The 11,774-nt window shown below is 33.5% G+C and carries 11 protein-coding genes; 6 read left to right on the top strand and 5 right to left on the bottom strand.

Annotated elements, in window-relative coordinates; all coding sequences use genetic code 11:
• Positions 1-35 precede the first annotated feature (35 nt).
• Positions 36-1,577: an MDR family MFS transporter gene (locus AAG068_RS20070; RefSeq protein WP_000445746.1), complete on the bottom strand. Its 1,542-nt coding sequence runs from the start codon at positions 1,575-1,577 to the stop codon at positions 36-38.
• 408 nt (positions 1,578-1,985) lie between these two features.
• Here AAG068_RS20070 and AAG068_RS20065 point away from each other — a divergent pair, with 408 nt between their 5' ends.
• Entirely contained in the window at positions 1,986-2,486 is a 501-nt protein-coding gene (locus AAG068_RS20065) for a hypothetical protein (RefSeq protein WP_098667473.1), read from the top strand.
• A 31-nt stretch (positions 2,487-2,517) separates the two neighbouring features.
• Here the strand turns inward: AAG068_RS20065 and AAG068_RS20060 are convergent, their stop codons facing one another.
• Complete coding sequence (locus AAG068_RS20060) at positions 2,518-2,751, bottom strand: SPP1 phage holin family protein (protein ID WP_000939453.1); 234 nt, start codon at positions 2,749-2,751, stop codon at positions 2,518-2,520.
• Between the two features lie 164 nt (positions 2,752-2,915).
• On the opposite strand from AAG068_RS20060, the gene AAG068_RS20055 reads away from it, so the two are divergent.
• Entirely contained in the window at positions 2,916-3,557 is a 642-nt protein-coding gene (locus tag AAG068_RS20055) for a diguanylate cyclase domain-containing protein (RefSeq protein ID WP_342715589.1), read from the top strand.
• 641 nt (positions 3,558-4,198) lie between these two features.
• A complete protein-coding gene (locus AAG068_RS20050; RefSeq protein WP_342715588.1) occupies positions 4,199-4,861 on the top strand; it encodes a YkyA family protein in 663 nt (220 codons plus the stop codon).
• A gap of 31 nt (positions 4,862-4,892) precedes the next feature.
• Here the strand turns inward: AAG068_RS20050 and AAG068_RS20045 are convergent, their stop codons facing one another.
• A complete protein-coding gene (locus tag AAG068_RS20045; protein ID WP_342715587.1) occupies positions 4,893-5,351 on the bottom strand; it encodes a YkyB family protein in 459 nt (152 codons plus the stop codon).
• Positions 5,352-5,519: 168 nt separating this feature from the next.
• On the opposite strand from AAG068_RS20045, the gene ppx reads away from it, so the two are divergent.
• Together ppx and AAG068_RS20035 are read left to right on the top strand one after the other, a co-directional pair.
• Positions 5,520-7,067: an exopolyphosphatase gene (ppx, locus tag AAG068_RS20040; RefSeq protein WP_342715586.1), complete on the top strand. Its 1,548-nt coding sequence runs from the start codon at positions 5,520-5,522 to the stop codon at positions 7,065-7,067.
• 108 nt (positions 7,068-7,175) lie between these two features.
• Positions 7,176-9,284 carry a polyphosphate kinase gene (locus AAG068_RS20035; RefSeq protein WP_342715585.1) on the top strand — a complete coding sequence of 703 codons (2,109 nt, stop codon included), beginning with the start codon at positions 7,176-7,178 and terminating at the stop codon, positions 9,282-9,284.
• Positions 9,285-9,443: 159 nt separating this feature from the next.
• On the opposite strand, the gene AAG068_RS20030 is transcribed toward AAG068_RS20035, so the two are convergent.
• Together AAG068_RS20030 and AAG068_RS20025 are read right to left on the bottom strand one after the other, a co-directional pair.
• On the bottom strand, positions 9,444-9,680 hold the full coding sequence (locus AAG068_RS20030; protein WP_342715584.1) for a hypothetical protein: 237 nt from the start codon (positions 9,678-9,680) through the stop codon (positions 9,444-9,446).
• 96 nt (positions 9,681-9,776) lie between these two features.
• Complete coding sequence (locus AAG068_RS20025) at positions 9,777-10,634, bottom strand: metallophosphoesterase (protein ID WP_342715583.1); 858 nt, start codon at positions 10,632-10,634, stop codon at positions 9,777-9,779.
• Positions 10,635-10,866: 232 nt separating this feature from the next.
• Here AAG068_RS20025 and fadH point away from each other — a divergent pair, with 232 nt between their 5' ends.
• Complete coding sequence (gene fadH, locus AAG068_RS20020) at positions 10,867-11,631, top strand: 2,4-dienoyl-CoA reductase (protein ID WP_048530742.1); 765 nt, start codon at positions 10,867-10,869, stop codon at positions 11,629-11,631.
• The last annotated feature ends 143 nt before the right edge of the window (positions 11,632-11,774 follow it).

Genomic DNA, 11,774 nt, shown 5'->3' with positions numbered 1-11,774 from the left:
TTTTACAAAGGGATATGCCGTTTCTTTTTTCTATACTAACTTACTTGCTTTTGTTTTTGTTTCGTTTTTGGACCTGTAAATAGGCGTTCATTTCCCATAAGTAAAATACAAATAATACTTAGTACAGCCGGGATCAGTGCCCAGAAGAATGTGCTGGCAATAGATGTAGCGAGAGCTTCTTTAATACCAGTTAATATTTCAGCTGGTATTTTATCGGTAGCACCTGGTGATAATAAGAAACTTGTGTCTCCACCCTTTGGAGCTAGTTTTGCTAGTTCAGGAGGGAAGAGAGTATTTAGTTTATCTGTAAAAATATGATTTTGAATGGTACCGAAAATCGTTACACCAAGAGTCATACCGAGCGAACGGAAGAATGAATTTGTTGATGTAGCAGAACCACGGTCTCTCATTTCTAATTTGTGAATCGAAGACATACTTAAAACTGAGAACGAGAAACCAACACCAAGTCCAGCGAGAACCATAAATAGTGTTACGAGTAGGCGAGGTGTGTCCATTGTTAAAGTGCTTAGTAAATAAATACCAAGAACGAAGAAAACTCCAGATGCCATCATAATGTTACGATAACTTGTTCGAGAAGCTAACTGTCCACCTGTTTGGCTTCCAATTACAGAGCCAACCATCATAGGTGTTAAAATTAATCCAGCATTTGAGGCCGAACCACCGAGAACACCTTGAACGAAGATTGGGATATAAACTGTACAGATGATAAAAGCGGCACCATAGAAAAAGGCAACACCTTGGCTAGCTGCGAATAAAGGTTTTTTAAATAGATGGAAAGAAATGATAGGCTCGGTTGCTTTTCGTTCTACGAAGAAGAAAATAATAAGCATAATAACAACTGTTGTAAATAAGCCGATAATTACAGTGGAATTCCATGCGTATTCTTTACCACCAAGTTCTAAGGCGAACATTAAGCAAACGATACTAATAACAAGTGTAATAGCGCCAGCCCAATCAATTTTTTGTTTTCTAAATTCTAGAGACTCACTGTAGTATTTCGTAATGAAGAAGAAGGAGATAAGTCCTAATGGAATATTAATATAGAAGACCCAGTGCCAACTTATATAGTCTGTAATATATGCGCCTAATAAAGGGCCGAATACACTAGATGTCCCGAAAACAGCACCGAATAGCCCTGTCATTTTCCCGCGTTTTTCTGGTGGGAATATATCGTACATAATTGTGAATGCGATAGGCATAAGAGCGCCGCCACCAATTCCTTGAATTGCTCTATAAATACTTAGTTGCTCAATGCTAGATGCTGTTCCGCAAAGTGCAGAACCGAACAAGAAAAGAATAAGGCCACCAATATAAAAGCGTTTTCGTCCGTACATATCAGAAAGTTTTCCGAAGATAGGCATGCCGGCCATTGTTGCTACCATATATGCAGACGTGACCCAAACGAACTTGTCAAATCCCCCTAAGTCTCCAACGATAGTTGCCATTGCTGTTGCAACAATTGTATTATCCATTGCCGCCATTAAAATACCAAGTAGTAAACCAGCAACAACAAATTTTGTCTTGTTGGAGTCTTTTTTTGATAATTGAGATTCCAAATATAACCCTCCTTTAAAAATAAGTAAACTATATTAAGTTTTGAGTGCAGCGCATAAAAATGTAAAGTATAGTTCTTTCAAATCAATTTACACAAGTGCACAAGCCATAAAGAATATTATAGTCAAATTTGACTAAAAGGCAAACTTTTTCTTCCGTCAAAATATTCTGTTGTATGGGCAGCGAAAGAGTGAGTAATACTTAATATTGGTATAAAGTCAATGAAGGAAATTGTAAAAAAATATTTCAGTAAGAATACCTTCAGTTAACAGAGGAAAAATGGTTTTTTCTTTATATTGTCGAATAGGATAAAAGGAAGAGTAATAACTATATATCGTTTGTAACAAGTTGTGTAGAGAGGCAGAATAAAGCCGTATGAATGATGCATCTGAAATGGGGTGAATATTATTATGAAAATATGGAAACGAATTTCGGATCAAGGAAGACGTTCAATACCACTACAACCGGTCTTGTGGATTGATGGATCAAAAAAGGAAAACGAATGTCCGAATGTAGCAGTTACATTACAAATCCGTAGTATGTATAAAGAAAAATTTTCATATGAACTGACTTATGATGTAAACGACATACTTATTATACGAATTGAAGTTGAAAATAAAGGACTGGAAATGATTTCACGAGTTGTAGTAAGTCATATGATTCGAGATTATTTTGCATATATCCCAAATTCACTAAAGGCTGATAAGGGGATGAGTGAATTTTTGTTTCAGCTTGTAAGGTGGCGAATCGATAATTTATTACCAAATGAGAAGGTAGAATTAATTTGTAAAATAAAAGCAAATAAAGATAAAGCACTCAAAAGCGCATTATTTCAGGCTACATATACATTTCAATATAATGGAGTATCATATGGTCCGCTGCAAACAAATGAAGTTGTTGTGCGACAATGAAAAAAAGGAACCTGTATGAAAGGTTCCTTTTTTAGTGAAGGTTGTGCTTTTTGAGTACTTTTTTTTGCTCAATTCCTTTTTTTCCTACATAATTATTTTTATAACCAAAATATAGAATGAACAGAAAGGAAACAACATTTACAATAGCGTCAATTTGATCGTTTGTAATAAAGTTTACACCGAAAGAGTTAAATAGTAATTTCAACGATAACAGAAAACCAGCTAGTAAACGTATAATATCTGATAGATTTTCTTTTTGTAGCATATAGGTCACCACCTTTCTAAAACGATATATAGTATATATATGAAATAGAATAGAAATGGTAGACAAGCTTAAGCGGAAATGTACACTCAATATGTACATTTTTTATTTTGTAGAAAAACATAATTGTTATAGAAACATATATTGGTATAGAAGGGAGGAGAAGTATGAAACATAAAGGAAAAATAAGTGGATTATTACTTGGGAATACAGTGGCAGTTACAGAATGGATTGCGCTTCAGGATGTAATTACAAAATTGGATTCGCGATCATTTTATACCGTCTTTATTATTTATATATTGCAAATGGTACTCAGCTATTATTTTGGACATTGGTATGATAAAAGAGCGAATGAGAATACAGATACGGAAGTAGGGGGAATGGCGAGTAATGATTTTGTAGTTGATTTCTTTGAGAAAGTAGCTGCTCTATCAGAACGGGATTCTCATAATATTACAGTGTACATTCTTTCTGTGAAAGAATGGAAAGAACTAAAAGATACAGTGCAAGAAAAAAGATTGGAGGTGTTAGTACAAAAATTGGAGAGTACGATTGTAAAGACAATTCGTAAAGGGGATGTCGTTACTAAGTGGGATGAAAATAAGTATGTAATTGTGGCAATTGATAACGGACATGAAAAGTCGACAATAACAAACCGATTAATGAAAAATATTGAAAGTGAAATAGAAAATGGCTTGTTAAGTATGAATCTATTATTTGGAGCTGCTAGTTATCCGCTAGAAGGAAAAACTTTTGAAGAATTGTTAAAAAAAGCACAAAATCAGTTGTATCAGCATAGGAATTTGTAAGAGAAAGATTAAAACTTTGATTTAAAGAAATATGATATGAAGAAGTTTTTAATGTAACATTTTTTTGACTTTTATTACAAAAATAACTTTTATTGTAATAAAAGTCTTTAAAAATATATGGAATAAGCATATAATTATGTTGGATGTGTCAATGCATTTTGCACAATGTGTTTCATTTTTAAAGTGTAGAGGAAAGCATGCTCTACACTTTTCCTTTTTAGGGGATGACAAGAATAATTGTAAGTTGTTGCAAGATGACATTTACACTGTGTAAAATGAACAAAGAGATTATTTGATAGAAAGCGGAAAGGGAATGATAGAATGATAGACGTGACAGAACAACAACCATCTTTTATGAGGTGAATTATTACTGTTGTTCTCCAAATTATTATGGCTGTGATGAATTCCGTTGTACTTTTATGTAATACATAGTATAAATAGGTTTTAAAAAGTGCCAAGTAAAAAGTAGAGATGAAACTGCTATTTAGTTCGAAAATGTAATTTTGAGTAATACAATTTGTACAAGCATTATAAACAATATGAATGATTTTCGTAAAAAAAGGTGCGAGTATGGAGTTAATAAAAGGATAAATAATTTCATAGCTTTTTACACGATGATCGTATATAAGTAGGAGGAAAAGATGTTGAAGTATAGTAAATTAGCAATTGTAACTGCATTATCAATGATTTTACTAGCGGGTTGTTTCGGGCCGAAACCAGAAGAGGAATTATATGTTGCGTTTGAAAATGCTGCAAAGCAAGAAAAAACAATGTTTGAAGATGCGAAGAAACTTGAAACTTTAGAAAAAGAGGGACAGGAATTATATAACCAGATTGTTCAAGAAGGAAAAGATAATAATCAAACTGTTAAGGAAAAACTGAACCAAGCAGTGAAAAATACAGATGAAAGAGAAAAAGTGCTTAAAAAAGAAAAAGAATCTTTAAATAAGGCACAAGAAGAAGTGAAGTCAGCAGATAAATATGTGAAGAAAATTGAAGATAAGAAATTGAAAGATCAAGCGGATAAAGTGAAGAGCACATATGAGAAACGACATGATTCATTTAACAAAATGTATGATAGCTATAATAAATCGCTAAAACAAGAAAAAGAATTATATACAATGTTACAAGATAAAGGTACAAAATTAAAAGATATTAGTGAAAAAGTAAAAGTAGTAAATCAGTCTTATAAAGATATTGAATCAGAAAAAGATAAGTTTAATGAATTTACAAAAACTTATAATACAGAAAAAATAGCTTTTTATAAACAAGCAAATATTAAGATTAAAGAAGAGAAAAAATAAAACAGTTTGGCCCATTATGGGCCAAACTGTTTTATTTTTTTGTATAAGTACGACTATACCATGGGACAGGTTCACTTAATTTTTTTTCTTGTTTCAGTGCTTCAGGACCAATATAATCTTGAAGCGTCTTTTTTGCTACTGTTAAAGATAAGGTTGTTTTCGGATTTCGATAGGAGGATTCAAGATGACCAAGGTGTGGTAGGATTCGAAAATCTTCTTTGGTAGGAGGAATATGGAAAAAATAATCACCTAAACGTATAAGAACATCAGATTGTTGTTGGCTAAAACGTGGATTTCTAGAAAAATGTAATCCTTCTTTAATAGCTTTTTTCTCGGCAATTAAGCGTTCTAAAGCCGTCTTTTTTAACCAGTATAAATACTTCGGATTAGTTGCAGCTTTAGCATGACGATTCACAACGAAAATAGATTGAGCTAGTCGATTAATAGAATGTTGGTTTTGTGATTGAGATTGTGGTTGTGAAGGTTTCATATTGAATCTCCTTTCAATTTTTCATTATTATACCATAAATAAAAGTGATTTTTATTATATGCAAAAAGTGATTGTATATATTTTCAATATTAAAGCAATATTGTTACAAAAAACAACTATTTTGTATAATAGTAATAGAATGTGTTTTAGAAATTTGATAATGAAAGAGTGAGAAGTTTGAAAGAAATATTAAAACAGCAATATGCCATTATAGATATTGGGTCTAATACAATGCGTTTAGTTATTTATGAAAAGCAAAACGGAGGTTTTTATAAGGAAATTGAAAACACCAAAGTGGTTGCTCGGTTAAGGAACTACTTAGTCGATGGCATGTTGAATGAAGAAGGAATAGAGGTATTGTTACAAACATTTTTTCAATTTCAAGAAAGTACACGATTCCACAAGTTGCATCATGTACTTTGTGTTGCAACAGCAACAATTAGGCAGGCTGAGAATCAAGAAGAAATTAAAAAACTTGTTGAAGGACAAACAGACTTTACTCTTAGAGTATTATCAGAATATGAAGAAGCACGTTACGGCTATTTAGCAGTTATGAATTCAACTTCGTTTTCTGAAGGAATTACAGTAGATATTGGTGGAGGGAGTACGGAAGTCACATACTTTCAAAATAGAGAGATTCTAGAGTATCATAGCTTTCCTTTTGGAGCACTTTCTTTAAAGCAACAATTTATTAAAGAGAATATACCTACTGAAGAAGAGTTGGAAAAGATTCAAACGTACTTAGAATATCAATTTCGAACATTGCCATGGTTAATTAACAAAAAATTGCCTCTTATTGCAATTGGTGGTAGTGCGAGGAACTTAGTGAAAATCCATCAAAATTTAATTTGTTATCCTATAGCAGGGGTACATCTATATAAGATGAAAGAAGAAGATATTAAAAATGTGAAAGAAGAATTGGAAGCATTGTCTTTCACAGAGCTTCAAAAATTGGAAGGATTGGCAAAAGATCGAGCAGATACAATTATTCCAGCAGTCGAAGTATTTCATAGGCTTGTTAACGTTATAGAGGCACCGGCATTTGTATTAAGTAGAAAAGGATTACGAGAAGGTGTTTTCTATGAAGAGTTGACAAAAGATTTGGGGATTTCATATTATCCGAACGTAGTCGAAGAAAGTTTGTATTTATTATCACATGAATATGAAATGGATATGGAATTTGTAATGCAGCTTATTAAACATGGAAGACTCATTTGTCAACAGCTTGAAGAAACAGGTCTTATTTCTATGTCAGAAAAAGACTGGGAAGTATTCCAGCAAGCAGCGAAAGTATTTAATATAGGAAAATATATAGACGATGAAGCGAGCCGCTTACATACGTTTTATTTATTAGCGAATAAAACAATTGATGGTATGATGCATAAAGATCGAGTTAGATTAGCGCTTATTGCATCTTATAAATCAAAAATGTTATTCAAACAACATTTATCCCCGTTTGAAGGATGGTTTGATAAAAATGAACAAAAAAAAATTCGCCTATTAGGGGCTGTTTTACAATTTTCAGCAGCTCTAAATATAAGAAAAAGATCGCTTGTTGAATCGATATGTGTAACAGAAAGTAAAGAAGGATTAACATTTAAAATTGTATGTGAGCAAGCGGCATTAGCGGAAAAAGTGCAAGCTGAAAAGCAAAAAAAGCAGCTGGAAAGAGTATTGAAAACAACTATTAACTTATTCTTCGAATCAAAACACTAAGTTGTACGGATGTCTTTACGAAAAATTTACACTTTATAATATTGTAATTTGCTAAAATGAAAGTAACTAAATTATAGTAAAAAAGTTTCAAGGGGAAGTGTGAAGAGAATGGAATTATCTAAGGGGAACATAGTAAATTTAAATGATACAGCTTATTATAATAATCGAGAGTTAAGTTGGTTAGCATTTAATGAACGTGTACTACAAGAAGCACAGGATGAAACGAATCCGCTCTTGGAAAGATTAAAGTTTATTAGCATTTTCAGCTCAAATTTGGATGAATTCTTTATGGTACGTGTAGCAGGATTGAAGGATCAAGTGAGTGCTGGGTTTAACCAACCAGAAAATAAGGCTGGCTTAACACCTAAAAAGCAATTAAATAAAATTGCGATAAAGGCCCACGAATTAATGACTGTACAATATGATACGTTTAAAAATTATATATTGCCAGCGCTGGGGATAGAGGGAATTGAGGGTTTAACATTCCATGATTTGACGAAAGAACAGAGAGAATTTATAGAAGAGTATTTTGATGAACAAATTTTCCCGGTCTTAACACCTGTAGCTATCGATGCATATCGTCCATTTCCAATGTTATTAAATAAAAGTTTGAATTTAGCTACACTTTTATATGATGAGAAACAAGTTGAGGAAGAAAACCGCACGAAATTAGGAATTGTACAAGTTCCTTCATTACTTGAACGTTTCATATTTTTGCCGAGCGAAGGGCAAAAGCATAAATTTATTTTATTAGAAGATGTAATTAGTGGTTTTACTCATAAATTATTCACTGGATATAAAGTATCATCTGTTACTCGTTTCCGTATTACACGCAATGCGGATTTAACGATTCATGAAGAAGGTGCGAGAGATTTATTAAAAGTAATTGAAAAAGAATTAAAAAAGCGTAAGTGGGGAGCTGCTGTACGTTTAGAAGTTGGCAAAGAGCATATTGATGAAAGAGTTTTAGCATTATTATATGAGGTGTTGGAAGTAAAAGATGAAGATGTATATATAATGGATGGACCGCTAGATTTAACATGTCTCTTCTCTTTATATAAAAAACTGGCTCCATTATATGAACATTTAGTATATCCGGCTCTTATTCCGCAACGACCTCAAGACTTAGGGGATGCGGAAGATGTATTTGAAAAAGCAATTGAGCATGATATTTTATTACATCATCCGTTTGAGTCGTTTCAGCCAGTAGTTGATTTTGTGCGTGATGCAGCAGACGATCCGAATGTACTTGCAATCAAACAAACCTTATATCGAGTAAGTGGGGATTCGCCGATTATTCAGGCGCTCAAGATAGCGGCTGAAAAAGGAAAGCAAGTGACGGTATTAGTTGAGTTAAAGGCAAGATTTGATGAAGAAAATAATGTACATTGGGCTAAAGAATTAGAAAAGGCAGGCTGTCACGTTATTTACGGTGTAAGTCATTTGAAAACACATAGTAAAATTACGCTAGTTGTAAGGAGAAAAAACGGAAAAATTGAAAGGTTCGTACATCTTGGAACTGGAAATTATAATGACGCGACAGCAAAGTTATATACTGATTTCGGTTATATTACATCACGAAAAGACTTTGGGGTGGATGCAACAAATTTCTTTAATTATTTAAGTGGTTATACAACAAAACCACATTTTCACCATTTATCGGTTGCGCCATTTGATATAAGAGAGCAATTTATCGATTTAATAGATGAAGAAATTCGTTATCATAGACAATATGGAAATGGATATATTATCGCCAAGATGAATTCATTAACAGATAAACCGTTAATAAAAAAAATGTATGAAGCTTCACAAGCTGGAGTAAAGGTAGAGCTCATCGTTCGAGGAACATGTTGTTTAAGGCCTGGTATTCCAAATGTAAGTGAAAATATTCGTGTCGTTAGTGTTGTTGGGAGATATTTAGAACATAGCCGCATTTATTATTTCCACCATAATGGAGAAGAGAAAATATACTTATCTTCAGCTGACTGGATGACACGAAATATGGAGAAGCGAGTAGAAATATCTTTCCCGATATTAGATATTGAAATGAAGGCGAGAATTAAGGCGATTTTACAGCTTACTTTAGCTGATAATGTGAAAACGCGTGAACAAAATAAAGACGGTGACTATTATTATGTTATCAATAATGGGGCAGAAGAGATTGATAGCCAAGTGAAGTTATTTAAGATGGCGTATCAAAACACGGATGCTGAATAATGAGAACAAAGTAAAAAACCTCTTTTTTAAGAGGTTTTTTACTTTGTTCTCTACTTATTATAAAGGATGCGTAGAGAGAATACTTTTTATTATAAGGATGTTAATGGATCATGAATCGGTTAAGAAAGGAAATAACATTAGTAGAATTGTTGCGGTACATTAATAATAGAATGGTTGTTGACAAGGTCCACCATAACAAGGATAAGGTGCTGGCGGTGGGAAAGGTGGTGGATATGGTGGATAATACGGTCTAGGACCGAAAGCTAATGCTCCGCCAATTAGTCCGCCAGCAATACCAGCTAGAAATGGGACGCCAAAAAACGGAAAAAAGCGTGAGTCGCCTACTGGACCAATAGGTGCTGAACGGACTGGGATTGGTTGATAATATGGATACATGACAAACCTCCTTTATTGGACTCACTTTTATCATATGGTAAATGAAACATGGATGAGCGCGTACAAGAAAGGTTATGTAAGAAAATAGGCGAATTATTACGAATGTTGGAGTGTGAAAATCGTAATTTCAGGTTTTGACATAAATCGGAATGGGACGCGTGTTCTGCCAAGGCCTCGATTGACATATAGGGCTAAATCTTGAATTGTATAGAACCCTTCTACATAGTTTTTAGCAAGTGATGGGGTAATAATTGCTCCTAAAAAGGGAATTTGTACTTGTCCACCATGGCTATGACCAGAAAGCTGTAAGTTAACTGGATATTGAGCAATTTGGGGTGCGATATCTGGCTCGTGAACAAGAACAATGTTATAAGTATTTTGCTTCGCGTGATGTAGTGTCTCCTCTATTTTTGGTTTGCCTAGTAGTATATCATCAAGACCGAAAATTGAAATTTCACTATTATCTATTAGACGAATTTTCTTTTCGCTATTTAGTAACAGTTCAAATCCAGATTCGCGCATAATGTGTTCGTAGTACTCTGTTCCATATCCGCCGTGATCATGGTTACCATAAATAGAAAATTTACCGAAGGGTGCTTGTATATTTTTTAAAATAGATGCAACGAAAGGAGTGTCAGTATATGTTTGATAATTATCAATGAGATCACCGGTAAAAAGGACGATATCGGGTTTTACAGCATTAATTTTAGAAACGATTTGAGATAAATGGTGAAGAGAGAAATAGTATCCGAGATGTAAATCGCTAAATTGAAGAATCTTCATACCATGAAAGCTTTTTGGTATGAGTTTTGATTGTAGTGTATGTTCTGTAATAGAAAGTAAATGAGGCTCAATATATTTAGCATAATAGTATCCGATACTAGTGGTTATAAATGAATATAAACAAGTGCGTATACCAGTTTTTAAAAAATTTCTTCTTGTAATTTCCTTCATAAAAATATGAGTACACCTATTTAACTTATGTTGCATTTATAGGTTACTCAAATCTCCTTTCAGTTTATTTGAAATATATTTTAAATAATACAAAAGTAGTATATATTACGAAAAAAACGAGTGAATAGAAACCTCTTTACGTTAAAATATCAGAAAAGTTTAAAAATATAAAGATTTCTATTAAATAAAATGATAAAATGAATGTGTATTCATTTTTTTGGAGGGGATGTATGTGAAAGAAAAGGTAGTTATTATAACAGGTGGATCGAGCGGAATGGGAAAAGGAATGGCGACTCGTTTTGCAAAAGAAGGGGCACGAGTTGTTATTACAGGACGTACAAAGGAAAAGCTTGAGGAAACAAAGTTGGAAATTGAACAATTTCCAGGGCAAATATTACCTGTGCAAATGGATGTAAGAAATCCGGACGATATTCAGAAAATGATTGAACAGATTGATGAGAAGTTTGGTCGAATTGATGTTTTAATAAACAATGCAGCTGGAAACTTTATTTGTCCAGCTGAAGATTTATCCGTGAATGGCTGGAATTCAGTCATTAATATTGTATTAAACGGTACATTTTATTGCAGCCATGCTGTCGGGAAATACTGGATTGAAAAAGGTATAAAAGGAAATATCATTAACATGGTAGCAACATATGCATGGGATGCAGGTCCGGGAGTTATTCATTCGGCTGCAGCGAAGGCTGGAGTATTAGCAATGACGAAGACACTCGCTGTTGAGTGGGGCCGTAAATATGGAATACGAGTTAACGCTATCGCGCCAGGACCAATTGAACGTACGGGCGGTGCTGATAAATTATGGATTTCAGAAGAAATGGCTAAGCGTACGATACAAAGTGTTCCGCTTGGAAGACTGGGCACGCCAGAAGAAATTGCAGGTTTAGCTTATTATTTATGTTCAGATGAAGCTGCGTATATAAATGGAACTTGCATGACAATGGATGGAGGACAACATTTACATCAATATCCATTTTAAAAGGGATAAGAAAATGAATGTTTGATTCATTTTTCGACGGTTAAATGTGACGGAATTGTGACATATGAAAGAAAAGTGTTTACAAGAGGTCATATATACGGTATATTTAAGACCTCTTTTTTCTTCATAGTAGAATTGCTAAT

This window comes from Bacillus paramycoides (genome assembly GCF_038971285.1).
GTDB lineage: Bacteria > Bacillota > Bacilli > Bacillales > Bacillaceae_G > Bacillus_A.
Note: the sequence above shows the minus strand (reverse complement) of the source record. Positions and strands in the feature narration are given on the sequence as shown.

Coding starts and splice junctions, on each gene's coding strand:
- AAG068_RS20025 (WP_342715583.1), bottom strand. CDS start 10,634: ATGAAGGAAATTACAAGAAGAAATTTTTTAAAAACTGGTATACGCACT.
- AAG068_RS20055 (WP_342715589.1), top strand. CDS start 2,916: ATGAAACATAAAGGAAAAATAAGTGGATTATTACTTGGGAATACAGTG.
- AAG068_RS20050 (WP_342715588.1), top strand. CDS start 4,199: ATGTTGAAGTATAGTAAATTAGCAATTGTAACTGCATTATCAATGATT.
- AAG068_RS20045 (WP_342715587.1), bottom strand. CDS start 5,351: ATGAAACCTTCACAACCACAATCTCAATCACAAAACCAACATTCTATT.
- AAG068_RS20030 (WP_342715584.1), bottom strand. CDS start 9,680: ATGTATCCATATTATCAACCAATCCCAGTCCGTTCAGCACCTATTGGT.
- AAG068_RS20035 (WP_342715585.1), top strand. CDS start 7,176: ATGGAATTATCTAAGGGGAACATAGTAAATTTAAATGATACAGCTTAT.
- AAG068_RS20060 (WP_000939453.1), bottom strand. CDS start 2,751: ATGCTACAAAAAGAAAATCTATCAGATATTATACGTTTACTAGCTGGT.
- AAG068_RS20065 (WP_098667473.1), top strand. CDS start 1,986: ATGAAAATATGGAAACGAATTTCGGATCAAGGAAGACGTTCAATACCA.